This is a genomic window from Streptomyces olindensis (assembly GCF_040645895.1).
GTDB classification, from domain to species: Bacteria; Actinomycetota; Actinomycetes; order Streptomycetales; family Streptomycetaceae; genus Streptomyces; species Streptomyces olindensis.
In genome coordinates, this window is sequence record NZ_JBEYZD010000080.1 from 1 (window position 1) to 23,241 (window position 23,241).

At 70.1% G+C, this 23,241-nt stretch carries 21 protein-coding genes and 2 tRNA genes; 6 read left to right on the plus strand and 17 right to left on the minus strand.

The features are described 5' to 3' along the window. Positions 1-149 precede the first annotated feature (149 nt). Positions 150-1,355, minus strand: coding sequence for an MFS transporter (locus ABZ948_RS34490; RefSeq protein ID WP_359766332.1), 1,206 nt, complete (start codon positions 1,353-1,355; stop codon positions 150-152). A 129-nt stretch (positions 1,356-1,484) separates the two neighbouring features. Here ABZ948_RS34490 and ABZ948_RS34495 point away from each other — a divergent pair, with 129 nt between their 5' ends. Next, positions 1,485-2,063, plus strand: coding sequence for a TetR/AcrR family transcriptional regulator (locus ABZ948_RS34495; RefSeq protein ID WP_359766334.1), 579 nt, complete (start codon positions 1,485-1,487; stop codon positions 2,061-2,063). Positions 2,064-2,096: 33 nt separating this feature from the next. Here the strand turns inward: ABZ948_RS34495 and ABZ948_RS34500 are convergent, their stop codons facing one another. After that, positions 2,097-7,022 (minus strand): response regulator, encoded by a 4,926-nt coding sequence (locus tag ABZ948_RS34500; RefSeq protein WP_359766336.1) that lies wholly within the window; start codon positions 7,020-7,022, stop codon positions 2,097-2,099. A 409-nt stretch (positions 7,023-7,431) separates the two neighbouring features. Then, a complete protein-coding gene (locus tag ABZ948_RS34505) occupies positions 7,432-7,947 on the minus strand; it encodes an SSI family serine proteinase inhibitor (RefSeq protein ID WP_359766338.1) in 516 nt (171 codons plus the stop codon). A 199-nt stretch (positions 7,948-8,146) separates the two neighbouring features. Between ABZ948_RS34505 and ABZ948_RS34510 the strand changes: the two genes are divergently transcribed. Continuing rightward, a tRNA-Ser gene (locus tag ABZ948_RS34510) sits at positions 8,147-8,237 on the plus strand. Positions 8,238-8,454: 217 nt separating this feature from the next. Continuing rightward, a tRNA-Arg gene (locus tag ABZ948_RS34515) sits at positions 8,455-8,527 on the plus strand. 90 nt (positions 8,528-8,617) lie between these two features. On the opposite strand, the gene ABZ948_RS34520 is transcribed toward ABZ948_RS34515, so the two are convergent. The 8 genes from ABZ948_RS34520 to ABZ948_RS34555 form a co-directional block, all read right to left on the minus strand. Continuing rightward, on the minus strand, positions 8,618-9,403 hold the full coding sequence (locus ABZ948_RS34520) for a hypothetical protein (RefSeq protein ID WP_359766341.1): 786 nt from the start codon (positions 9,401-9,403) through the stop codon (positions 8,618-8,620). Between the two features lie 100 nt (positions 9,404-9,503). After that, a complete protein-coding gene (locus ABZ948_RS34525; RefSeq protein WP_359766343.1) occupies positions 9,504-10,787 on the minus strand; it encodes a site-specific integrase in 1,284 nt (427 codons plus the stop codon). Next, on the minus strand, positions 10,787-10,969 hold the full coding sequence (locus ABZ948_RS34530) for a helix-turn-helix domain-containing protein (RefSeq protein ID WP_093781320.1): 183 nt from the start codon (positions 10,967-10,969) through the stop codon (positions 10,787-10,789). The genes ABZ948_RS34525 and ABZ948_RS34530 overlap by 1 nt, the downstream gene beginning before the upstream one ends. Next, a complete protein-coding gene (locus ABZ948_RS34535) occupies positions 10,966-12,444 on the minus strand; it encodes a replication initiator (RefSeq protein WP_359766346.1) in 1,479 nt (492 codons plus the stop codon). The genes ABZ948_RS34530 and ABZ948_RS34535 overlap by 4 nt, the downstream gene beginning before the upstream one ends. 152 nt (positions 12,445-12,596) lie before the next feature. Continuing rightward, positions 12,597-13,322 carry a DUF2637 domain-containing protein gene (locus ABZ948_RS34540; RefSeq protein WP_359766348.1) on the minus strand — a complete coding sequence of 242 codons (726 nt, stop codon included), beginning with the start codon at positions 13,320-13,322 and terminating at the stop codon, positions 12,597-12,599. A 54-nt stretch (positions 13,323-13,376) separates the two neighbouring features. Next, complete coding sequence (locus ABZ948_RS34545; RefSeq protein ID WP_359766350.1) at positions 13,377-14,783, minus strand: FtsK/SpoIIIE domain-containing protein; 1,407 nt, start codon at positions 14,781-14,783, stop codon at positions 13,377-13,379. Then, a complete protein-coding gene (locus ABZ948_RS34550; RefSeq protein ID WP_359766352.1) occupies positions 14,784-14,990 on the minus strand; it encodes a hypothetical protein in 207 nt (68 codons plus the stop codon). It lies immediately after the preceding gene. Continuing rightward, on the minus strand, positions 14,987-15,346 hold the full coding sequence (locus ABZ948_RS34555; RefSeq protein WP_359766354.1) for an SCO3933 family regulatory protein: 360 nt from the start codon (positions 15,344-15,346) through the stop codon (positions 14,987-14,989). Before ABZ948_RS34555 ends, ABZ948_RS34550 begins: the two co-directional genes overlap by 4 nt. 187 nt (positions 15,347-15,533) lie before the next feature. On the opposite strand from ABZ948_RS34555, the gene ABZ948_RS34560 reads away from it, so the two are divergent. Continuing rightward, positions 15,534-15,938, plus strand: a complete 405-nt coding sequence (locus tag ABZ948_RS34560) for a GntR family transcriptional regulator (protein WP_359766356.1) — start codon at positions 15,534-15,536, stop codon at positions 15,936-15,938. Here the strand turns inward: ABZ948_RS34560 and ABZ948_RS34565 are convergent. The 4 genes from ABZ948_RS34565 to ABZ948_RS34580 form a co-directional block, all read right to left on the minus strand. Continuing rightward, on the minus strand, positions 15,919-16,044 hold the full coding sequence (locus ABZ948_RS34565) for a hypothetical protein (protein ID WP_359766358.1): 126 nt from the start codon (positions 16,042-16,044) through the stop codon (positions 15,919-15,921). The genes ABZ948_RS34560 and ABZ948_RS34565 overlap by 20 nt on opposite strands. 1,375 nt (positions 16,045-17,419) lie before the next feature. After that, complete coding sequence (locus tag ABZ948_RS34570) at positions 17,420-18,262, minus strand: protein kinase family protein (RefSeq protein ID WP_359766360.1); 843 nt, start codon at positions 18,260-18,262, stop codon at positions 17,420-17,422. Positions 18,263-18,333: 71 nt separating this feature from the next. Further along, positions 18,334-18,777: a glycine-rich domain-containing protein gene (locus ABZ948_RS34575; RefSeq protein ID WP_359766362.1), complete on the minus strand. Its 444-nt coding sequence runs from the start codon at positions 18,775-18,777 to the stop codon at positions 18,334-18,336. A 204-nt stretch (positions 18,778-18,981) separates the two neighbouring features. After that, positions 18,982-19,212: a hypothetical protein gene (locus ABZ948_RS34580; RefSeq protein ID WP_053913072.1), complete on the minus strand. Its 231-nt coding sequence runs from the start codon at positions 19,210-19,212 to the stop codon at positions 18,982-18,984. Between the two features lie 124 nt (positions 19,213-19,336). Between ABZ948_RS34580 and ABZ948_RS34585 the strand changes: the two genes are divergently transcribed. Beyond that, on the plus strand, positions 19,337-20,677 hold the full coding sequence (locus ABZ948_RS34585) for an NsdA family TPR-like regulatory protein (RefSeq protein WP_359766365.1): 1,341 nt from the start codon (positions 19,337-19,339) through the stop codon (positions 20,675-20,677). Here the strand turns inward: ABZ948_RS34585 and ABZ948_RS34590 are convergent. Continuing rightward, entirely contained in the window at positions 20,655-21,188 is a 534-nt protein-coding gene (locus tag ABZ948_RS34590) for an NUDIX hydrolase (protein WP_359766367.1), read from the minus strand. The genes ABZ948_RS34585 and ABZ948_RS34590 overlap by 23 nt on opposite strands. A gap of 292 nt (positions 21,189-21,480) precedes the next feature. On the opposite strand from ABZ948_RS34590, the gene ABZ948_RS34595 reads away from it, so the two are divergent. Continuing rightward, positions 21,481-22,104, plus strand: coding sequence for a nucleotidyltransferase family protein (locus ABZ948_RS34595; RefSeq protein ID WP_359766369.1), 624 nt, complete (start codon positions 21,481-21,483; stop codon positions 22,102-22,104). Between the two features lie 225 nt (positions 22,105-22,329). Here the strand turns inward: ABZ948_RS34595 and ABZ948_RS34600 are convergent, their stop codons facing one another. Beyond that, on the minus strand, positions 22,330-23,091 hold the full coding sequence (locus tag ABZ948_RS34600) for a hypothetical protein (RefSeq protein WP_359766371.1): 762 nt from the start codon (positions 23,089-23,091) through the stop codon (positions 22,330-22,332). Between the last annotated feature and the right edge of the window lie 150 nt (positions 23,092-23,241).

The window sequence follows — 23,241 nt, forward strand, 5'->3', positions numbered from 1 at the left end:
GCCCGCCCCGCGCGCGCCCCCCGCCCCCCCCGCCCCCCCCCCGGCGGTACGTCTGTCACCCGGTCAGGCCGGGGGGCCGCGTGAGATCACAGGGGCGGAGGTCTACCGGTGACGGGGGCCCACCGGCGGCGGATGCGGGAGTTCGCAGCTCACCGCCGCGACCAGGTCACGCCCCACCCCAGCACCAGCCACAGACCCGCCACCCCGCACACCCCGCCCCAGCCGAAGTGGCTGAAGGCGGCGCCCGCGAGGGCCGAGGCGGCCGCGCCGCCCGCGAAACCGGCGACCACATAGGCGGTGTTGGCGGTGGCCGGCGTGGAGGTCGCGGTCAGGGCGAGCGTCTGGTTGGCGACGTGGGACGCGACCAGCGCCGCGTGGATCAGGACCGCGGCGGCGAACAGGGCGGCCGGCATCTGCCCGCCCAGCCAGAACAGCGGCACCGACACGGCGGCGAGCAGATACGCGGACCGCACGACCCGCGCCGCCCCGAACCGGTCCACCAGCCCGCCCGCCAGCGGCGCCACCGCGCTCGCCGTCAGCCCGAAGAGCCCGAACAGCCCGGCGGTCGCGGTGGACAGCCCGTACACCGGCCCGGTCAGCAGCAGCGCGAGCGAGGTCCACAGCGCGCTCCACGCCCCGAACATCCCGGCCTGCCGCACGCACGCCCGCCACAGCTCCGGCGAGCGCCGCAGCACCGAGGGCAGCGCGGCCAGGCCCGCGAACAGCGGCCCTTCCCGCCGCCGCTGCGACGGCAGGACGACGGCGGTCGCGAGCCCCAGGACGAGGGTGAGCAGGGCAGCCCCCGCGAACACCCAGCGCCAGCCGAAGGCCTGCCCGGCCAGTCCGCCCAGCACCCGGGCCGCGACGATCCCGGTGAACAGACCGGCGATGACGGCCGCGACATGACGGGCCCGCCGGTCCGCGGGGGCGCGCTCGGCGACCAGCGGCACGAGCAGCTGCGGGATGACGGTCGCGGCCGAGGCGACGAACATGGCGACGGCGAGGGCCGCGGCGCCCGGGGCGGCCGCACTGGCGGCCAGCGAGAGCGCGGTGACGAGGGTGAGCCCCGCGACGAGCCGACGGCGGTTCGCGCTGTCGCCGAGCGGGGCGAAGAACAGCAGGCCGACCGCGTAGCCGAGCTGTGCGACCGAGGCGATCCAGGCGAGGGCCGAGGGCGCCGAGCCGAAGTCGCGGGCCATGAGGGAGAGCAGCGGCGCGGCGAGGTAGATGTTCGCGGCGGTCACCGCGCTGCAGACGGCGAGCAGTGTGAGGAAGAGACCGGGGGCGGGCGTGCGCTCCTGTCGCAAGGGGCCGGCAGGAGCCCGGCGGGACGTGGTCGTGGTCGCTGACGGCATGAGGGGAGGACTCCTTGGAGTCGGCTCTAGCAACTAACTGGTTGGTTGGACGACGGGGGAACAGTCTGGGCGCGCCCGCCATTCCCTGTCAACCAAACAGTTGGTTACCCGGCGCGCTACCCTCTCCCCATGGCAGCAAGGGACCCCGAGGCCACCAAGGCCCGGATCTTCGAGGCGGCGGTCGCCGAGTTCGCCCGGCACGGCATCGCCGGCGCCCGCATCGACCGCATCGCCGCCGAGGCGAAGGCCAACAAACAGCTCATCTACGCCTACTTCGGCAACAAGGCGGAGCTGTTCGCGATCGTCCTGGAGCGGAAGATGCTCCACCTCGCCGAGGCCGTCCCCGTCGACCCGGACGACCTCGAGAGCTGGATCGACCGCCTCATGGACTACCACGCCGCCCACCCGGAGCTGCTGCGCCTGCTCTTCTGGGAGGGCCTGGAGTACGGCAGCACGGAACTGCCCCACGAGTCCGACCGCCAGGAGCACTACCGCCGCAAGGTCGCCGCCCTCCAGGACGGCCAGGACCGGGGCGTCGTCACCGACGCGATCCCGGCGGCCGACCTGCTCTTCCTGCTGACCGCCCTCGCCAACTGGACCGCCGTCGTCCCGCAGATGCGGCGCATCCTGATCGGCGACGAGGACACCGACCGGGACCGCCTGCGCGCCTCGGTGAAGGAGGCGGCCCGCCGGCTGGCGGCCCGTTAGAGGAGGCTCGGCCCCTGCGGTCAGCGGTCCGCGCTAGTTGGTCCCGATCCGCGCCAGCAGTTCCACGATCCGGGTCTGCACCTCGGCGCTGGTGGACCGTTCCGCGAGGAAGAGCACCGTTTCTCCGGAGGCCAGCCGCGGCAGGTCGGCCTGGTCGACGGCGGCGGTGTAGACGACGAGCGGAGTGCGGTTGAGCTGCCCGTTCGCCCGCAGCCAGTCCACGATCCCGGCCTGCCGCCGATGCACCTGCAACAGGTCCATCACGACGAGGTTCGGCCGGAACTGCCCCGCCAGCGTCACCGCGTCCGCGTCGCTCGCGGCCCGCGCGACCTGCATCCCGCGCCGCTCCAGCGTCGCCGTCAGCGCCAGCGCGATCTCCGCGTGCTCCTCGATCAGCAGCACCCGCGGCGGGTGCTGCTCGCTGTCGCGCGGCGCCAGCGCCTTCAGCAGGACGGCCGGATCGGCACCGTAGGCCGCGTCCCGCGAGGCCTGCCCGAGCCCGGCCGTGACCAGCACCGGCACCTCGGCGGCCACGGCGGCCTGGCGCAGCGACTGCAGAGCCGTACGCGTGATCGGTCCGGTCAGCGGGTCGACGAACAGCGCGGCGGGGAAGGCCGCGATCTGTGCGTCCACCTCCTCACGCGAGTTCACGATCACCGGCCGGTACCCGCGGTCGCTCAGCGCCTGCGAGGTGCTGACGTCCGGCGCCGGCCACACCAGCAGCCGCCGCGGGTTGTCCAGCGGCTCCGGCGGCAGCTCGTCGTCCATCGGCTGCGGTCGCGGCGGATCGGCCACCTCGACGGCACCGCCCGGCCCGTCCAGCGGCTCGGGCCCCTCGGCGGCGTTCTCGTCCGGAGCGCCTATGGCGTACGACCGCCCGCCACCCTCGGTCAGCTGCGCGAGCCGGGACTGCCCGGCGAGGGACGGCTGCGCCGGGACCGGCGCGGGCACCGGCGCCTGAACCTGATTCTGGACCTGGGCCTGGACCGGCGCCTGCACCTGGCCGGGCCCCGGCGGGGGCGTCGGCTCGCCCGCCGGATGCGGCCGCGCGGCCTGCTCCGGACGGTGTGCCTGCTCCGGCCGTGCCCCCGGCTCCGGGCGGGACGTCTGTTCGGTACGCGCGGCCGGGTCGGGCGGCGTGCCGAGCTTGCGGCGCCGTCCCGACCCACCGGGCTGGTGCGGGGGAGGCGTCGCCGTGCCCGGCGCCTGCGCGGCCGGATGAGGGACGGCGGCCGACGCGGCCGGCTGCTGGACCTGTGCCGCCTGCCGGTTGAAGGGCACGCCCTGCCCCAGCGTCCGCACGCTGATGGCCCGCCCCTGCGTGGAGTTCGGATCGACGCCCGCGGCGGCCTCGGCGGGCAACGGCTGAGCCGCCCGCGGAGCACCCGCCGGGGGCAGCGGGGTGCCCGGGGCCGGGGTGTTCGACTGCGGGGCCTGCCGCGCTCCGTTCGGCGGTACGGCGACACCGGCTCCCGTGCTGTCGTCCGCGGCGGGCCAGGGCTGGGGGGCGGGGGTGCCGCCGGGCGGAGTCCCCTGACCCGGGGCGGCCTCCGCGGGCAGCGGCTGACCGGCGGAGGGCTGCTGCCCCGGCGCGGCGACGCCCTGCTGCGGCAGGGGCTGCGCGGCCTGGGGCTGCATCTGGGCCGGAGGCTGGACCGCCTGCCCCGGCAACGCCGCCTGCACACTGTGCCCGAGCCCACCCTGACCGGGAACGGCCACGGCCTGCGGAACGCCTTGCGGGGGTACGACGTCCTGCGCGCCTTGCGCGGGCACGGCGACACCTTGCGGGGGTACGACGCCCTGGGGCGGGACGGCAGTGCCCTGCGGCGGGGCCACGGCGCCGTTCGGCTGGGGGACGTGCCCCTGCGGGGCGTTCCCGGCGGGGACGTTCCCCTGGGGATGAACGGCGTTGCCCTGCGGCGGAACGGGCACGCCTTGCGGCGGCACGGCGTTGCCCTGCGGCGGCACGGCCGTGCCCGGCGCGGGCTGCTGCGCGGCCACTCCGGCCTGCGCGGGAACGGCCTGACCGGGAGTGCTCTGACCGGCTACGCCCTGACCGGGAACGGCCTGCGGCGCGGAAACCCCTTGGGGCGCGGCAACCCCCTGGGGCGCGGGAACCCCCTGCTCGGCCCCGGCGGGCACGGATCCAGGTGCTGCCGGTGCGGCCTGGTGGGCAGCCCCCGCCACCGGAGCCGGACGTCCGGCCCCCTGCGCGGGCGCACCGGGAACAGGGGCGCTGCCCGGTGCCTGTGCTCCGGCCGACCCGGCCACCCCGGTCGCCTGGGGCCCTTCGGCGGCCGGCTGCGGTGCCACGGCCCGTCGCCGACGACCCGTCGGCGCGGTGGTGGGATGCGGCTGCGGCGGGGTGTGATCGGCGGACTGGTCGTGCGGGACGGCGTCGTGCCGCCCCTCCTCGACGCCGTCGCCCAGGCCGCCGTCCACGGAACCCCCCGGCCCGGCAACCGCAACGGCCCCCTGGCCCTGCCCCGGCGCCTGGCCGGTCTGGCCGGCCGGAGCCTCCTGGTGGCCCGGCCCCGTCTGGTCGGCCTCGGCCGGCGGCAGCGCGAAGACCTGACGCGGCCCGGCGGCCTCCTGCTGCGCGGCCCGCTCATTGGCGGCGGCCAGCGCACGCCGCCGACGCCCTGTCGGCTGCGCGGCCTGCCCCTGACCGGAGTCGGCGGCACCAGCGGCGTCACCGGACTGCGGCGCGGGCAGCGCCGGCGGCAACGCGGCCTGCTCACCCGGTTCGCGCCGGGCCCGCCGCCCGGACGGCGCGGGCACGCCCTGCGGCGGGACGGTCCCGCCCAGCCCCGTACCCGAGGCGGCGGTCCCGGCCGCGTGCTCGGCGGCCGTGACGACGGCCCCCTCGGCGACACCCTGCACGGCACTCCCGACGGCGGCCGCACCGGCGTCCTCGGCGGGACGCCCGCGCCGCCGCCCGGTACCGCCGGACACGGCCCCGCCCTCGCCGGAGGCCTGGGCCGGGAGGGCGGCCGGTTCCCCGGCGGCCCGCCTCCGTCGCCGCCCGGTGGGCACGGCCACCTCGGCACCCGCACCGGCATCGGGACCCTCGGCACCCGCACCACCGGCCGCGTCACCCTCGGCACCCGGGTCATCCACGTCCAGGAAGGCATCGGTCGACGACCGCCGCGCCCGACGCCGCCCCCCGCCGGAGGCCTGTTCACCGGGGACAGCGAGAGCATCAGGGGCAGCGAGAGCACCAGGGGCAGCGGGAGCAGCAGGGGCATCGAGGGCAGCGGGAACCGCCACTTCGGCCGCCTGCGCGGTGACCGCCCCGGCTCCGCCCCCGATCGGCACTTCGAGGACGTACGCGCTCCCGCTCATCCCCGGCACGTCATGCGTCTGCAGCACACCGCCGTGCGCCCGGACGATCCCGCGCACGATCGGCTCGTGCACCGTGTCCCCGCCGGCGTACGGCCCGCGCACCTCGATACGGACGACCTCGCCGCGCTGCGCCGCCGCCACCACGACGGTGTTGTCCAGGTAACCGCCCGCCGAGACGGGCGTGTTGCCGGTCGCGTCGACCCCCGCCACGTCGGCGACGAGGTGCGCGAGGGCGGTCGCGAGCAGCCGGGGATCGACCTCGGCCTCGATGGGCGGCGCGTGCACGGCGAACTGCACCCGCCCGGGCCCGATGAGCTCGACGGCCCCGTCGACGCCCGCGGCGACGACGGCGTCCAGCATCACCTTCGTACGGGAGATGTCCTCGCTGCCCGCGTCGAGGCGCTGGTAGCCGAGGACGTTGTCGATCAGTGTCGTGATGCGCGAGTAGCCGGCCGACAGATGGTGGAGCACCTGGTTGGCCTCGGGCCACAGCTGCCCGGCGTCGTCGGCGGCGAGCGCGGCCAGTTCGCGGCGCAGCTCCTCCAGCGGCCCGCGCAGGGACCGCCCGAGCAGGGTCAGCAGCTGCTCGTGCCGGGCGGCGAGCGCCTCGTACCGGTCCTTCTCCCGCTCCCCGAGTGCGGCGTACCGCTCCTCACCGGCGGCGAGTTCCTCGGCGTGCCGCTCGTTCAGCTCCTCCAGCTCGGTGACGTGCTGCTGGCGCAGCGCGGTCAGCTCGGAGGCGTGCTCCTCGGCGACCCGCTCCAGCTCGTCGGCGTGCCGCTTCTCCGCCGCTTCCTTCTCCTCGACGACCGCGTCGTACGGCCGCCGGTCGGTGAAGGTCATGACGGCGCCGACGAGCTGGTCGCCGTCGCGCACGGGCGCGGTCGTCAGGTCGACCGGCACCTTCCCGCCGTCCTTGGCGTACAGCACCTGCCCGCGGACCCGGTGCTTGCGCCCGGAGCGCAGGGTGTCGGCGAGCGGCGACTCGTCGTACGGGAAGGGCGACCCGTCGCCGCGCGAGTGCAGCACGAGCGTGTGCAGCTCCCGCCCGCCGAGGTCGCTGGCCCGGTAACCCAGTATCTGGGCGGCGGCCGGATTGACGAGGACGATCCGCCCGTCGGTGTCGGTCCCGACGACGCCCTCGGCCGCGGCCCGCAGGATCATCTCGGTCTGCCGCTGCGAGCGCGCCAGCTCGGCCTCGGTGTCGACGGTGCCGGTGAGGTCCCGGACGACGAGCATGAGCAGCTCGTCACCGCTGTAGCCGTAACCGTCGTAGGCCTGCTGCCCGTTCTCCAGATTCGCACTGGTGACCTCGACGGGGAACTCCGTCCCGTCCGTCCTGCGCGCGATCATCCGGGTCGGCTTGGTCCGGGCATGCGGATCGAGGTGCTCCGGCCGCCGCATGGACCCCGGGATGAGCTTGGAGTCGAACTGCGGCAGCAGATCGAGCAGCCCGCGCCCCACCAGCGCGGTCCCCGGCGCCTCGAAGGCCTCCAGGGCGATGGTGTTGGCGTTGACGACCGTCCCGTTGGCATTGACCAGCACCAACGCGTCGGGGAGGGCGTCCAGTATGGCTGCGAGGCGAGCAGCGCCTCGGGATGGCCTGCTGCTCACGCGACGCTTCCTCCCTGTTACCGCACCTTGCCGACCGCTCGGGCCATCTTGCCAACCGGCCCGCGGCGTGTCACGCGAGGGAGTCTAAGGGCTGCGGTTGCGCTCGCGACGCCGGATGAGAGCGAGGTCGCACGAGGAAGTGACCCCGAACTGACGACCGAGTAAGCGGAAACGCCCGCCCTCCTGCGACGACGTCGCGGGACCTTCGCGGGACCTTTACGACGGCGGCGTTTCTGTACCTTTCGGCCGAGCTGGCGCGATCGGGGCGGAGTGTGGCGCAAACGGGGTGTGCGGGGGGTTGGCCCGGGGATGCGGGGGCGTGGATCCGGGGACGGGGGTCCGGCCCAGGTCCCCCGTCCCCGGCCCCAGACCCCCGCGCCTCCGGCCCCAGACCCCCGCGCGCCTTGTCTCAGGCCCGCGCGTCGCCGCCACCCATGTCCGGCAGGAGCGGCACGAGCCGGTCCCAGCGGGCGATCTGGCAGCCGTCGCGGCGGTCGTACGTGGCGTCGACCCGGCGTCCGGCCCAGGTGCCGGTGACGTGCGCGGTGGCGGGACCGCCGTACTGCATGGTGCAGAAGCCGCCTTCGGGTGCGGGCGAGAAGACGTCCTGCCCCCAGCGCGTGTCCCGCTCCAGGGCGGTGCAGGCTCCGCGCGGGTCGGGGTGGCTGCCGCCCTCGGGGGTGCAGTACAGCTCGTACGTCCCGTCGACCCCGCCGCCGGCGTTCCGCACGGTCACGGTGAGGTGATCACGGTCCGGACCGGCGCCGAGCCGGTGCGGGGACAGCGGGCCGGGTGCGTCGGCCCGGGCGTACGCGGCCGGGGACACCGAGGCCAGGGAGCCGGCGACGGCGACGGAGGTGGCGGCACCGACGAGGAGGCGCCGCAGGGCGGGGCGGGCAGTGGCCCGGGGGGTGGCACGCAACATGCCCTGCCTAACGCGGCACGGTCCCGGACGTTGCGCGGGGACGTCCACGCGCCGGGCCCGTGGGACGGCGCACGCCCGCGACAACGCCTTTGCCCTGCGCCCTTCCCGCCTAGTACCGTGGGGGTCGATTGGTGACAGCACGCTCGACTGTGTCATCATCGGCACGCACCGACTCGCGCTCGCGCGTGGGGATGTGCCTGGAGGCGTCGCCTAGTCCGGTCTATGGCGCCGCACTGCTAATGCGGTTTGGGCCTTAAAGCCCATCGAGGGTTCAAATCCCTCCGCCTCCGCACCCGATCACGAAGCCCCGGTCCCACCGACCGGGGCTTCGCTGTCGTTGCACCGGGGCCTCGCCGGCGTTACCCCGCGGCCACCCCCGTACGGTCGTTTCCGCAGGTCACAAGGGGTGTGGCTAACGGATTTCACATGGCGGCGGCAGTCATGTAATGTTCTTCCTGTCGCCGCGAGCGAGCCGGAAGGCCCGAGAGCGGCGAAAAAACAGAACAAGCACTCGTAGCTTAACGGATAGAGCATCTGACTACGGATCAGAAGGTTGCAGGTTCGAATCCTGCCGAGTGCACAGCAGACCAGAGGCCCTGTGGAGTGATCCACAGGGCCTCTGGCTTTTGTCTTGACGGCAGTGTTTGACGGCAACCGGGTGCGAGGCGGATTAGACCCCCTCGGTTCGGTCGTCCTGACATGCCGCCCCAGCACTCGCCGCTTGGCCCTGGGCACGGCGCGGCGACTCTGCTCGGGGCCGCTGTGACGCGTCTCTGCCCGTCTCCGCCGTCGCAGGTCCCTCCTCGTCAGCAGAGTGGCGCCGATCGGTCACCCCGACGTACAGGCCCCAGACAGCGGCCAGGGCCCCTGCCAGCAATCCCAGCTCCACAACAGTGCTCTTGACCCAAGCAAGCATTTCCATCAGCCAGGAGTACCGATCTGAGTCATCGGGCGCGGGAGCCGCTTCGGCAAGAGCCGTGACAGGTTTCTCGAACAGCACGGTGTTGGTGTCGCGGTAGTAGGCGGTCACCGTGAGGGCGAGAGCGACCTTTCCGGTGCGCTTGGCCGTCACCCTCCACATCCATGTGGCGCGGTCGCTCTTTGTCAGCACGTTCTGGCGCTCGGAGGAGATCGGAGTGCAGACCACGCCGGCTCCCGAGCACTGGAGTCGCACGCCGATCTGGGCACCGGCTCGGACCTCCGCGCTCGAGTCGCCGGACGGGGGCGTATGCCAATCGCCGATGACCCGGGCCCGGAACCACTGCGGTTTGCCCGCCACGAGTCCGAGTTTCTCGGCATCGGTGTAACCAAGATGCCCCTGAAAGAGCTGCTTGCGGGCGTCGCTTACGCCCTCCACGTACTCCCGCTGGCTGCCGTCAACTCCTACGCTCATGCAGGCTACGAACGAGAACATTCCGGCTGCCAAGAGCACGGCAAGCTTGAGTCTCACCAGCACGCGTCGCCACATGCGCCTCACATTCTCAGATCTTTCGGACAAGCGAGACGCAAGACAAACAGCTACTGCTTTCGGCTGAGCGAGGTGGAACGGTTGACGTCTAGATGGCTACGGGAACGCTTGGCGAACCATCCTCATCGTCCGGATCGTAGCCCTCACCGCGCAGGGCATCCCCGACGCGATCGAACGCCGAGCGCTGCGAGTCGAGCCGTACGAAGGTGTAGATGTCCATGGTCACGCGGATGGAGCTGTGGCCGAGGACTTCCATGATCATGCGGGCGTCGGCGCCCTGTTCGTGGAGCAGCGAGGCGCACGTGTGACGCAGGTCGTGAAAACGGACCCTGCGGACGCCGGCGCGGACGCACAGCACCTCGAAGGAGCGGTTCAGGTTGCGCGGCTCTATGGGGGTCCCGTTCTTCGTGGTGAAGACGAGGCCGTGGGCCGTCCCCTTCCAGTTGGCACCCGCCGCCTTCCGGTCGGCGATCTGCTGGGCGCGCTGAGCGCGGAGCGCTGTCACACACTCGGACGGCAGGGCGACGCGTCGGGCCGATCGCTGCGTCTTCGGTGCCACGATCAGCAGCTCGCCGCCGACCCGCTGTAGGGCTTGCCGGACGGTGAGGACGCCTTCGTGGAGATCCACGTCCGACCAGCGCAGCCCCAGCAGCTCACCGCGCCGCAGGCCGATGCGGACCGCAAGTTCGTACGCTGCCCACAGCCGGTTGTCTCGGGCCGCCGCCAGGAGCTGACGCCCCTCTTTGACCGTGAGCGGTTCTATCTCACGCTTCCTTCCCATGCTCAGCTCCACGTTCCGGGCCACGTTGCGGGGCAGTTCGTCCTCACGTACGGCGTGCTGGAGGGCGGCCCGCAGGATTACCAGCAAGAAGCGGACGGTCCGGTCCGAGGGAAGCTTCGAGCAGCACTTGCCTAGGGCGCAGCAGCGTCGCTTGTGCGCGGGCCGGTTCTCGTCCTTGCCCTGTGCGCAGCACTGGCAGGTGGCCGCCGTCTTGGTCAGGAAGGCCCGGATGTCGCGGGCGGTGAGCCGGGCCAGCTTCTTCCTGCCGAATTCGGGGGTGACGTAGTTGCGGACGAGTGATTCGTAGTTGACGTACGTGGTCCTGCGGACCTTGCCCTGGGCGACGTTCGTGAGCCAGTACGTCAGGTACTCGGCGATGGTCATCTTGCTGGTGGAGACCGGCAGGCCGTTCAGGGAGTCGGCCTTGAGCCTGGTCAGCTTCTCGTGAGCCTCGTCCCACGTCCTGCCGTAGACGCTGCGCCGCTTGTACCTGCCGTCCGTTGTCAGGACGTACGCACTGCCCTCCCAGCGGCCGTCCTTGCGCTGGTAGATGGTGCCCTCGTTGTTGGCGTTCTTCTTCGGCTTGGCCATCAGGCGGCTTCCTGCTCGGTTCGGAGGGATACATAGGCGTCCACGGCGGCTTCGCTGATGCGGCGGCAGCGGCCGATCTTGAAGGAGGCGAGTTCGCGGGAGCGGATCAGGTCGTGGACCTTCCAACGGCTGATGCCGAGACGCTCCGCGACCTGGTCCACGGTGAGCACGGCCGTCGTCATGCGGGCAGCAGTCCTTCCTGCTTGAGGCGTTGGGTGTGCGCGATGTCGTGGCGGATTTGGGCGGCGAGGAGTTCTTCGCCGGGGCGGTAGCCGCTGCTGAGGTAGGTCCACGAGGAGGTGGTGACGAGGGTGGTTTCGTCGGTGGTGGGGAGGCCGGCGCGGGCGGCGTCGGCTTGGGCGAGGCGCCAGGCGCGGCGTACGTCGCGGAGGGCGCCGAGGGTGGTGGAGTAGGCGCGGGACTTGGTGGAGAAGTGGCCGCGGAAGCCGAGCATGTGGGCCCACTTCCAGAGCTTGAGGTGGGCGAACTCCGGCAGGTGGCCGAGGTCCCATGCGGTGCGGATCATCTGCCGTACGTGCCGCTGGACGGGCAGAGACTTGATGGGTTCGGCTTGTCCGGTGCCGTCGCAGTCGGTGCACCGGTCATGGAAGCCGTCCGGGCCGCGTACGTAGCCGCGTCCGGCGCACGGGCGGCAGATCAGGGTGCGGTCTACGGTGCCCGCACCTTCGGCGTTCTTGGTGGCGTACTTGGCGACGTATCCGGCGACCTTGGCGTCTGTGTACTCGGCGACGCGGGCGTCGGTGAGTTCGCCGTCGCCCAGGGCGGTGATGGGGTCGACCTTGAAGCGGCGGCCCCAGGCGATGACGCGTTCGCCGATGGCGTCGGAGGTGACGGTGAGCCGTGCACGTTCTACGGCCAGACCCACGGCGGCGCTCAGGGCGTCGAAGGTGGCCCAGGGCGGGGGTGCGGTGGTGTGGCCGTCGGGTCCGTCGAAGCGGATCACGGCGTGGAAGTGGACCAGGCCGCGCTTCTGGTACTCGGCGACCTTGGCGAAGGAGACGCGCAGAGCGGCGTTGAGCGCCTTCTGGGTCATGCCGAGGTGTTCGGCCAGGGCGCGGCGGAGGTAGGTGGTGAAGCGTGCCCAGAGCTGTCCAGCGTGCGCGTTCCAGAGCACGGCGCCGGTGTAGTCGTACGTGGCCGGGTCCAGCGGCGTGCCGAGTTCCGGGGCGTCTTCGGTGTGGATCTCGCCGCAGGCGCAGGGACAGGGCTTGCCCGCCTTGTTGGTCTTGCGGTTGTGGACGGGGCCGAACGAGGGGGCGGTGAGGGTGACGAAGGCGCGGGGGTGGTCGCGGACGGTCTCGGCGACGTTCTTGCCGCCGGACAGTCCGGCCTTGATCAGGTGGTAGGTGTCGGCGGCGTAGACGCGGGAGCAGGCGGGGCAGCGGGAGGCGCGGCGGTTGCCGCATGTGGTCAGCAGGCGCCCGGTGGGTTCGTCTTCGGAGCGGTAGGAGCGGACCACTTCCTTGGTGGTCTGATCGGTGGTGATCGTCCAGCCGTGGAGGTTGACGGGGCTGGTGCAGCCGTGCAGGTGGCGGACCTGTTCGGTGACGCGGTCGAAGTCGTGGGTGTTGGCCAGTTCGATCAGGTCCCGCAGGCTGGGGCTGATCACGTGCCGTAGGTCGAGGGGGCGGCGCATGGGTGGCGGGGTCTCCCTTCTGGCGTGAGGGTGGGACCTGCGGGCAGCAGCGATTCAGTGCGCTCGGGCTGCTGCCCGCAGGGCATGACGGGTTGGGCCCAGGGGCGGGCAAGCGGTGGGAGGTGCCGGGAAGGCCGGCGGAGGGTGCGGTCCTACAGGGCGGAGTGGAGGGCGGTGGCCATGGGCAGGCCGATGCCGAGCCGCCTCTTGAGCTGAGCCGGAGTAATCGTTTCTCCGTGCTCGGCCTGGTGCGATGCGGCGATGGAGCGCGCTTCGGTCAGCAGCGGCTCAGGCACCTTGACCGCAGGCGCGGGAGCCGTAGCGGGAGCGGCCGGGTGGGGCTGCGAGGGAGCGGGCGCCGGATCGGGAGTGGCCGGGGGCCCGGGCATCGAGGCGGGTTCCGACTCGGTGGAGGCTGGGGCGGGCTCTTGGGCTGGTTCCGTCTCAGCACTGGTTGCCGGGGCGGTGGCTTCGGTGGCGACCGCGTGGAAGGAGCGCAGGAGTTGTGGTCCGACCGCTCCCCAGCCGAGGAGCAGCAGCGGGGCCACGGCGTCGACGGCAGCGCGGCCGTAGTGCCCGGCGACAACGGGTTCGGCGACGTTGAGGGCCAGTGTCAGCAGGCCGGAGACATGCATGAGGCGGTTGGCCGCCTTCATCTGGTCGGCCGGGACGCCGCGCAGGGAGAGGTAGCGCAGGGCCACCAGGAGTCCGACCACGGACAGGTCCACCATCGGGGCGATGAGCGGTGCGATCGGCGCGGGGACGCCCAGGCGCAGGGCCAGGGCCCAGACGTTGCCGAAGGAGAAGACGAACGCCAGCGCAGCGATGATGATCATCACGGCGGTGATGGTGCGCTGAGTGATCCGGTCCTCAGTCATGAGTGTTCACCTCCTTTCTTTCCGGGTGAAGCCACGAGGGAGAGCCGGGGCGAGTCAGGCCGCCATGGGCGGGATGGTGTCGCCCAGGCCGGACTTGCCGAGTTCGACGCCGGGGAGCTGGCCGGTGAGCAGGTCGGCCGGGTCGGCGGTGAGGTGGGCGGTCTCCTGTGCGATGGCGGCGCTGTCCTTGCCGGACACGTAGGGCGTGCGGATCCGGGTGAAGCCAGGCTGCGACTGGTGGTTCATGGAGGCGACGCCGACGTAGGCGCGGTCCTGGAGGTTGATCGGGTTCGCGTCCGGCCACTCTCGGATGTCCTCACCGAGTGCGGCGACGGCAGCTTCGGCGGTCTTCTGTGCGAAGGACAGGCCGATGGGGCACACGTCGCGGATGAACGTCGGGATGGCGTCACCGGTGGACTTCTGGGTCGCGAGGATGACGAGGATGCCCATGCTGCGGCCCTTCTTCACCAGGTCCTCAACGAGCCGGGCGTTCTCGGCGGCGAGCGCGGCGAGCTTCTTCGTCTTGGGGTCACTGCCCTTGTGGTCACGGAAGTAGGTGTGCGCCTCGTCGATGATCACAACGACGAGCGGCCACACGGCGGACGGGCCGACCTCCCACATGCTCTGCACCCCGAGAATGCGCTCAGCAGCAGAGACACGGGCGCGGCGCAGTTCCACCAGCCGCCGGAACAGGGCGTTGGCCTCTTCCAGATCGTCACCGACGAAGGCGAACATCCGCTTCACCAGGTGGGCGTAGTCCCCCTCCTGCGCGGTGGACACCTTGCCGTCGGCGCAGGCGAACTGAATCGCGGGCGAGGGCGCCCAGTCGCAGATCAGCCGGTTGATGAGCGAGGTCTTCCCAAAGCCAGGAAGGCCGGCCACGGTCACGCCGGGCACCTGCGTGAGGTCAACGGACACGGGCTGCGCGTACTCGTCCAAGCCCAGGTCCCACCGGGCGACCTCGTCCAGTTCCTCCCCAGTGGGATGGTGCTCGGTGGTGAACTTCAGCGGATCCAGTCGCACACCTCGAATGACCACCTCACCAGGCTTGTCCTGGGTGACCGCGACCCGCGTGCACCGCCATGCGTCTGCCAGGTGCGGGGCCGCCTTCTGGAACTGCTCCAGACCGACGCCGGGCAGGCAGCTTGCCCGTGCGATCACTCCATACGCGTCGTAGGAGACCTTCAGGGCCGGGACCAGGACGCGGGGCTTGATGGGCTTGCCGTCCGTGTTCGCCAGCGAGGCCATCGCGGTTGGTGTCTTGTCCGTGGCCGACAGCTTCAGCATCGGCGCGAGCCGCTTCCAGCCTCGCCGGATGCGGACGGCCTGCCGGATGGACTGCCGGGTCATGGCATCGGCGCGCACGTAGCGGACCACCCACACCACCGCCCACACGGCGAACACGGCGAGGCCGAGCAGCGCGACGAGCGGGGCCAGGCCGAACACCTCCTGCACAGACATTCATCGCTCCTTGGGGTTGTAGAGGAAGGCCGCGAGGGCCGATTCAAGGGCCGCCCAGTCATCGACAGCGGCCAGGCGGGGGTAGCCGTAGCCGACGAGCACGGCCGCCACCGAGTTGACGAGTGACTCGGTGAAGAGGGGGTCCGGCCCGGCGTGAGCCAGCGGGTAGCTGCGCTCAGCGCCGAACCGGAATTCAGGGCCGCTCACGCTGCGTCAGCGGCCGGAGCAGCACCGCCGACCAGGTCAAGGCGATCGGCCCGGTAGGCGATGCCGTCCATGAGCTGACCGTTGAAGATCCGGGCCCACGGGGTGGCGAACAGCTCCACCGGCATGACCGGCAGCCCCGGCTTGAGGCCGTTGGGGAGACCGGTCTCCGGAACGGTGATCTTCAGCGCCTCGGCGCGGTCCTCCTCCATGAAGAAGAGGGTGACCGTCATCAACTTCGCGCCGGTCTCACGGTCGGTCGCGAACTGGGTCTTCTCCGCGTCCGCGTACTTCGGCACCGGCAGGGTGCCGACCATGAACGACGCGGTGGGGAGCAGACCAACACGGATACGGGCCATGGGTGTTACGTCCTTTCGGTAGGTGCTCCGCCGGGTGGCGGGGCGTGATCAACAGTGCACTACGTCCAGCAGGTGCGTCAAGCGCCTAGCGCACATCGGACATGGCGCGAGCTAGCTCAGTGAGGTCAAGGGTGTGTGCATCAGGGTCTTACTGCGCGAGGTGGGCTAGGCCCGCTACCCTCGGGATATGAAGCTGCCCAAGGATTCCGACACGCCGCCGTACCGTCTGGTCGCCGAGGAGCTGCGGCGGCAGATTCGTTCCGGGCGGCTTAAGCCGGGCGAGCGGGTCCCTTCGTCGCGCGCCCTCGAAGCGACCTACGAAATCGCGAACATGACCGCGCGGTCTGCGCTGCGCGTGCTGCGCGATGAAGGGCTGATCTACTCAATGCCGGGGCGGGGCAACTTCGTCGCCGATCCAGTGCCCTCAGAGGCCGACCCGAAGGCCGGCACTCCCGAGGCGGCAAGCCGTGAGCGAATGCCCACACCGGAATACATCGAGCTGTCCGAACGGCTGGACGCCATAAACGCCAGGCTCGACAGCCTGTTGCAGGTTTTCCAGCAACTCGGCGGTGCTACCGGACCGAAGAAGTAGCGGCACCCTTTTCGGCGATCTTACGCACCAGCTCTTCCAGTCGCGTCACCTTTGCTTCCACCTCCTTGAGTCGCGCCGCGATGCGTGCTGCCTCGTGCTCGTTCATGTCCACCCGTTCGTTGCTGTGCCGTTGTTCGTGCTGCGTTCAGGCAATCGCCGGGGCCTTGCCCGAAGGCTTGCCCAGCGGTCGTCCACGGCCGGATCGAGGCTTGCCTGTACCGCCCGGCAAGCCGTCATCGCGGCTGGTGAGACAGGTCTACCTGCAAGACCGGACACGTACGAGGCGTTCAGAGCTGAGCTCCCGCAGGGCGGGTAGAAACCGTCACTCGGATTCCCGCGCATCCCTCTAGGTGGGATTTCGAGCCTCCCTGCGCTCACGTCGCTCGCCCTTCCAGTCGTCGGCTGGGACATCCAATAGTCCGGAGAATCGCCGGTTTGGCTAACCGGCGATGTGCTGCTATGTTCCGCCGCTCGCTCATCGCGGTTCACCTATAGGGGTGCAGAAATCCGCATCGGTGTGACCCGCATTCCTGTGATCCACGCCACTCCTCGGCCTCTGGCTTCGGGCTCCTGCGGACCCGGTATTCGTCTGCTGCAGGTGTCGAGAGCCCCGTATTGGTGTGACACCTCCTTCTGTGACTTGGGCCACTCGCTCTGAAGCGGCCTGCTCATTGGCCATCGCGAGAACTATGCGACCTCCAGCCTGTGGATAAATTCCGGCGACCACCGGAACAAATGGACAGTAATACGGCAATACAAGGTCATAGCGGCAGTGAAGTTGTGGAGCGGATGGGAAAGCGGGGGCGGTGCATGGCCCTGCGACCGGTCACGGGCCGAGGGCGCCGGAGCTGTGCAGAGTTTCTTTACTGGATCAAGGCGGCCCGCCTACGGCGGGCCGCGCGCGCTGGCGGCCCGTGGCCGCCGCCGCTCCTTGTCTCCGCCACCGCTCCGGCGGCCCCCCGCCACTCAGCGCGCAGCATCGCCAAGGCGGACAGCCAGACCAGGAAGCAAGCCGACCAGTCCGAGCACCAGGACCAGGCCGACACCGACCAAGCACGACCACGACCCCCAACGGCCCACGGCTCACGGCCGCATGGCCCGCAGAACCGCACTCCCTGACCACAGTCGTGTCGGCAACGCCCCGGCCGGATCGAGGCGCGGTCCGTGACGTTAGGAGGAAGCGTGGCTGAGGGCGGTACGGGGTTGCTGGAGACACACGTGGCAGGTGATCGTTCGGCTCGCCCACCGTCGTGGCTGACTTTCGGTGGCTCAGGTCAAAGCCCTTCTCGTTCGAGAACGTGCAGCCAGGGGCAGATCCTGCACCCGTACCCGAGCACGCCAACTGCCCCGGCTACCATCGGCACCGGGGTCCTGATCAGGGCTTCCATGACCGGACCACCCGGAATGCTGTCCAGGCTGAGGGTGGTCCGGTCTCTAGTTGTTGGTCTTGACTCTGCGAGCGATGTCAGGAGAACTGGGTCTCAGAGGCAGCTCAAGGCCTTACCCACCTCGTAGATGGTCGGCCGGTCTTCGGGAGCGTGGCTGAGCATCGCTTCGATCAACTCGCCCAGCTCACCGGGCGCCTTCACGCGGCGTCGTCTGCCGTTGGCCACGGCCTCTCTTTGGACAGGGCGTGGAGCATCGTCCGGGTACTCGACGGCCCGCCAGCCTGTGGCCGAGATGAGCAGGGAGGCGCCGAGAGCGTAGATGTCGGCTTCCGGCGTGGGCTCGGCTTCACCCGTGGCGAGCACGCTGCGGGAGATCTCCGGCGCTTCGTAGTGGACGAGGCAGCCGCGGAACGAGAAGTCGTAGCACGCAGGGACGTGTCCACCTCGGGCAAGGGCGAGGTCGATGAGATGCGTCCGCTCCGGGCCGACAATGAAGTGGGCGGGCTGCACGTCGCCGTGGGCCCAGCCCTTGGCATGCAGTTCGGCCAACGCCTCCACGCAGCCCAGCGCCACGCTCGCATGCGGTGCGATGGACGAGCCTTCGCTACGGCAGGGTTCCCAGAGCCGGTACAGGTCCGGCCCTTCGTGCCACGGCTGGAAGTTCCACGTTCCGCGCTCCCACTCGCCGTAGGCGAAGTCGTCGAAGCCGAGGCGATGCAGCACAGCCCCTTCGCGTGCGGGCGCCAGGGCGGTCCAGGGCTGGGCGGGCCAGTCGGCTGTGGCCTCGATCGGGGAGCCGACCTTCACGGCGTAGTGGCCTCGATGGCTCTCCACTTCCCAGACCACGGAGCCCCGCCGGTTCACGACCAGGCGTTGAGACGTGGGCATGAGGGCATCGCGCACCACGATCGGCAGTTCAGAGGGTGACCCGGACAACGTTCGTTCTCCTTCCGGGCGAGCGCGGCCGACCACGAGTCGAGGCCGGCCGCCTCGCTGCTGTCGTGTTGCTACGCCTGACCGTACGGTCGGCCGCAGTCCGCGTCGCACTGCGCGAGGTTGGTGCCGTCCACGGTCCACAGGTCGTCGAAGACCATGAACCCGGCCGCCTTCATGGCACGCGCCGAAGCGGCGACCTCATGCGGGTCGCGGGCCCCGCCACCGGGCTTCGGGTTGTGGTGCAGGAAGCGGCCCGCATACCGCTCACACAGATCGGCGTAGTCCTTCGTGTGCAGGATGAGCGCGTGCAGGCCGAGGTCCACGTCGTCCGACGGGACCATGGGGACGGTCGCGGTGGACGCGGTGACCATGAAGGCGACCGCCTGGTCTGCGATCCGCTCGGCACGCTCGGGTGACTGCCCGTTGTGGGTGACCACGAAGTGGGCGAGGCTGTGGAACAGCTCTTCGCCAGCCACCGAGCGGCCGGTCTTCTGGTCGTTCGCCGTTGCCGTCATGCGAGGACTCCTTCTGGGTAATGGAGCGCGGCACTTACGGGTTTGGAGGCCGCCCCGGACGGGGGTGGGGGAACCAGGGAGTGAGCACCCATCCGGGGCGGCCGGTCTACTGGCCGACAGCGAGAGCCATGCCGATCACCAGGCCGCACGACCCGCTGATCATGATGATGAAAAGGACTCCTGCGTATCGGCCGATGGCGCGCATCACAGCCCAACCCTGCTGTTGACGTTCTTGATGGCCAGGCGTGCGCTCAGTTCCTCCCGAGCACTCAGCGGCACCACCTTGTCCGGCATGGCGTCCCACTCCCGGCCGCCGCCGACCGGCCGTATCTGCACACGACCGCCGAGCTCACCCATGACGACGCCGATACGTTTCCTGGCGGTGTCCTTCGCCAGTTCGCCGATGCCTGGTCTGGTCTGCTGGTTGCTCGCCATGCAAGGAGCATCGCGACCTGAGGCCACCCCCTAAAAGGTCAGGCTGATTACCCAACTTGGGTAACATCGCGGCAAGTAGAGAACCAGCGACGTTGCGTAGCCCTCGCAGTTTGGGAGCTTGCCGATGCCCGACCCGGACCAGCCGCAGGAACTGCCTGCCAGGCTGCTCACCGATCCCGAGATGATCGAGGCGTGTCGGGTCCGGGACTTCGCCAGAGTCTTCCGGCTGGTCAAGGTCAGGGCGGGGATCTACCCGTCGATGATCGCCCGGCGTTGTGACCTCACTCCGAGCCGTGTGGGCGAAGTCATCGCAGGCCGACGCCACTTGCAGCACATGGATGTCATCGAGCGGATCTCCGACGGCTTGCGCATCCCGGGGGGCATGCTCGGGCTTGCCCGCCGAGCGTGGGAGACGCCTCAGGCTCTGGTGGTCGACGAGCGCGAAGCGCCTCAGGTGCAGGAACCCGAGCAGCAGGCCCCCGCGTCCTTGCCGGGCCCTGATGTGGACAGCATCTTGGCCCTGGCCACGCGAACGAGCCTGAACACGGCCACGCTTGAAGCTTTCCGCTCCTCCATCGAGGACTACTGGCGACGAGACGACCAGCATGGCGGAGAAGCACTGAGGCCGGCCATCGTGGGCCAGCTCCGTTATGTCGTCGGGCTCTTGAAGGAGCGTCGACCGCCGTCCATCCAGAACGGCCTGTACGGCATCGCGGCCGAGCTGGCGCGCCTGACGGGCTGGACCTACTTCGACGCCCGCCAGTACAACCAGGCCCGCGCGTACTTCACCGAGGCCCTGCAACTGGCGAAGGAGATCGACGACCGGCAGTTCATGGCCAACGTCCTCGCCTGCATGAGCTTGCAGGCGACCTATCAGGACAAGCCCGCGGACTCGTTGGCGCTCGTGACTGCCGCCCAGGACCAGGCCCGCTCAGCGATCGGCAGCACTCCGCGCGTCATGTCGATGCTGTCCATGCGGGAAGCCTTCGCCCATGCCACTCTCGGCAACCACGGTGACACTCACCGGGCGATCAGGGAGGCGCACAGCCAGTTCGAGCAGATCGGGGCGAGCGATCCGGACCCCACATGGGTGACCTACTTCGACGAGCCGAAGCTCATCGTGGACACGGGCATCGCCCATGGCCGCCTGGGCGAAGCGGCGACCGCCGAACCCTTGATCGCAGATGCCCTGCGGAGGGAGGACCGAACCAACCAACGAGGCCGTGCGTTCCACTCGTTCTGGCTGGCTCGGACGCAGCTGGACCAAGGCAAGCTCGACCAGGCGTGCCACACCGCCACACAGGCACTGGAGCCCGCGTCGGCAGTGGCCTCTGAGCGGGTGTCGGGGCATCTGCGGGAGTTCTACGACCAGTTGGCGCCGCACAGGCAGGAGCCCGTAGCCCTGGCCTTTGAGGCGCGGCTACGGGAGCTCCTTCCGCCGGTCAGCGGATCGCTTCGTCCATGAGCAGGTAGAGCAGGCCGACGAGCGAGCCGCTACTCACGATTTCACGGCGGTCTATCATCCCGCGCACCTCTGAAAGTGGGATCCACTCGATGCGGTCGGATTCGTTCTTCTCCGTGGGCGGCCCGGCGTAGGTGGCGCCGTCGATGCGGAAGACGTGGTGCTGTGAGTCGGTGATGCCGTTCGCCGGCTCGGCGTAAATCAGGGGCTTGATGGGGCCGGGGCGCCAGCCGGTCTCTTCCAGGACTTCGCGGGCTGCTGCTTCCTCCGGGGTCTCGCCCTCCTCGACCAGGCCCATGGGCAGCTCCCAGGCCCAGGAGTCCGTGATGAAGCGGTGCCGCCACATCATCAGGACCTCTTGGCGGTCATTGACCACGGCGGCGACGGCCAGGTGCCGGAGACGGACGACGTGGTACTCCCACCTGCGTCCGTCAGGCTGCTGGACGTCGACCAGACACAGATTCACCCACTTGTTCGTGTAGACCTGTCGCTCACCGTGGGTCTTCCACTCCATACCTGCGGCCCCTCTCGATCGGTCTCCAGGATCGCAGACCGATCGAGAGCCGGGTGCATGTTCCCCTCTTTTCGCGTCACCTTGACGAGATGTGCCGCCAGGCCCCTCGGTCGCTCCGGCCAGGACTGAGCACCGGGCGGACACATCTACGAGCGACGGCGGGGGGCTTCGCGGAGTCCTTAGCTTGGGAAGCGCGGCTGCTCTGACTGATCGTTTCAGGAAGAGATCCATCAAGAGGGACTCGAAGGCTGAAGGCAGGTGCCGCTGGCCTGCCGCGTGGTAGGCATGAGCGGTGATTGGTCGCCTCCCGCTCGATGAGCAGCTCGCTGCCCTGAGGTCTGTGCTGTCCCGCAACGAAGTGCTGGTGGAGGTGTTGGACCGCACGGCTCGATTGGGGTTGTCGGGCTGGTACCTGACGGCAGGCTGCCTGTTCCAGACCGTCTGGAACGTGGTCACGGACAGGCACCCCACCAGCGGGATCAAGGACTACGACGTCTTCTACTTCGACGATCACGACCTGTCGTGGGAGGCAGAGGACGCTGTGATCAAAGCCGCCGACGATGCCTTCGCCGGTTTGCCAGCTGAGGTCGAGGTCCGCAACGAGGCCCGTGTCCACCTCTGGTACGAGCAGAAGTTCGGCGTCGCGTGCGCTCCCTACACCTCCACCGAGGCCGCCATAGACAGCTTCGCCGCTACCACCTGCTGCTTGGGCGTTCGCCTGGAACGGGACGGGCAGTGGCGTGTCTATGCACCGCATGGGCTTGCCGATGTGTTCAATCTCGTCGTCCGGCCCAATCCAGTACTTGCTCCGCGCGAGGTGTACGAGACCAAAACGGCCCGCTGGCGGCAGCAGTGGCCCGAGCTGACCGTGCTCGACTGGCCTTCAGAGCCCACTCCCCCCGCAGGCAGTCGCTGAGCATCAGCACGGCCGCCTTGGACGTGGTGACGGCAACCCTGACGGCAACGACGGCACACAGCGACCGTTAACCCCGACCCTTAGCGATCCACTGGGAGGAAGGTGGAGCACCCGCCCAACCGCCTGCCCGATCCTACGGATCAGAAGGTTGCAGGTTCGAATCCTGCCGAGTGCACAGCACGTCAGAGGCCCTGTGGATCACTCCACAGGGCCTCTGGTGTATGTCTACGCGAGCTGGGTTTCCGCGGAGCGGCCGGCCCTGAGGTGGCTCTCCAGCGGATGCACGAAGCTGACCTCCGTCCAGTCCTTGGCGAAGCCGCCTTCGGGGATGACGTGGACGTCGGCGATGTTGTTGTCGTCGTCGACGGAGGTCACGACGCCGCGTCCTTTGGACCTGCCGTAGAAGAGGATGCGGTCGTCGCTGAGGCCGGTGACCGAGGTCCAGTCCTTGGCGAAGCTGCCCTCGGGAAAGACGCGTACGTCTCCCATGCTGTTGTTGTCGTCGATGAAAGAGACGACGCCGCGGCCCTTGGAGGCGCCGTAGAACAGAATGCGGTCGCCGCTGAGCCCGGTGACCGCCGTCCAGTCGCGGGCGAAGCTGCCTTCGGGGAAGACGCGTACGTCTCCCAGGTTGTTGTTGTCGTCGATGGCGGCGATGACGCCACGGCCCTTGGCCGCGGCGTAGAACAGGATGCGATCGCCGCTCAGGGCGGTGACCGCCGTCCAGTCCCGGGCGAAGCTGCCCTCGGGGATGACGTGCAGGTCCGCCATGTTGTTGTCGTCATCGATGGAGGAGACGACGCCGCGGCCCTTGGAGGCGCTGTAGAACAGCATGCGGTCGCCGCTGAGCCCGGTGACCGCCGTCCAGTCGCGGGCGAAGCTGCCCTCGGGGAAGACGCGGACGTCCCCCATGGTGTTGTCGTCATCGATGGAAGAGATGACACCGCGCCCCTTGGACGCGCTGTAGAAAAGAATGCGCTCTGACATCGTCGCGCCTCTCCGGCCTGGGTCCGCGTCTCATCACGACGCGAAATGGAATTCCCCCCGAATTTCCCCTGCACAACGCTACGCTCACTCGATCGGCCCTGCATCCCGAAAAAGAATTCAATTATTGACCGCGAAACGTCCAAGTATTTC

Coding starts and splice junctions, on each gene's coding strand:
- ABZ948_RS34490 (WP_359766332.1), bottom strand. CDS start 1,355: ATGCCGTCAGCGACCACGACCACGTCCCGCCGGGCTCCTGCCGGCCCC.
- ABZ948_RS34495 (WP_359766334.1), top strand. CDS start 1,485: ATGGCAGCAAGGGACCCCGAGGCCACCAAGGCCCGGATCTTCGAGGCG.
- ABZ948_RS34505 (WP_359766338.1), bottom strand. CDS start 7,947: ATGTTGCGTGCCACCCCCCGGGCCACTGCCCGCCCCGCCCTGCGGCGC.
- ABZ948_RS34525 (WP_359766343.1), bottom strand. CDS start 10,787: ATGGCCAAGCCGAAGAAGAACGCCAACAACGAGGGCACCATCTACCAG.
- ABZ948_RS34530 (WP_093781320.1), bottom strand. CDS start 10,969: ATGACGACGGCCGTGCTCACCGTGGACCAGGTCGCGGAGCGTCTCGGC.
- ABZ948_RS34535 (WP_359766346.1), bottom strand. CDS start 12,444: ATGCGCCGCCCCCTCGACCTACGGCACGTGATCAGCCCCAGCCTGCGG.
- ABZ948_RS34540 (WP_359766348.1), bottom strand. CDS start 13,322: ATGACTGAGGACCGGATCACTCAGCGCACCATCACCGCCGTGATGATC.
- ABZ948_RS34545 (WP_359766350.1), bottom strand. CDS start 14,783: ATGTCTGTGCAGGAGGTGTTCGGCCTGGCCCCGCTCGTCGCGCTGCTC.
- ABZ948_RS34555 (WP_359766354.1), bottom strand. CDS start 15,346: ATGGCCCGTATCCGTGTTGGTCTGCTCCCCACCGCGTCGTTCATGGTC.
- ABZ948_RS34560 (WP_359766356.1), top strand. CDS start 15,534: ATGAAGCTGCCCAAGGATTCCGACACGCCGCCGTACCGTCTGGTCGCC.
- ABZ948_RS34565 (WP_359766358.1), bottom strand. CDS start 16,044: ATGAACGAGCACGAGGCAGCACGCATCGCGGCGCGACTCAAGGAGGTG.
- ABZ948_RS34575 (WP_359766362.1), bottom strand. CDS start 18,777: ATGACGGCAACGGCGAACGACCAGAAGACCGGCCGCTCGGTGGCTGGC.
- ABZ948_RS34580 (WP_053913072.1), bottom strand. CDS start 19,212: ATGGCGAGCAACCAGCAGACCAGACCAGGCATCGGCGAACTGGCGAAG.
- ABZ948_RS34585 (WP_359766365.1), top strand. CDS start 19,337: ATGCCCGACCCGGACCAGCCGCAGGAACTGCCTGCCAGGCTGCTCACC.
- ABZ948_RS34590 (WP_359766367.1), bottom strand. CDS start 21,188: ATGGAGTGGAAGACCCACGGTGAGCGACAGGTCTACACGAACAAGTGG.
- ABZ948_RS34600 (WP_359766371.1), bottom strand. CDS start 23,091: ATGTCAGAGCGCATTCTTTTCTACAGCGCGTCCAAGGGGCGCGGTGTC.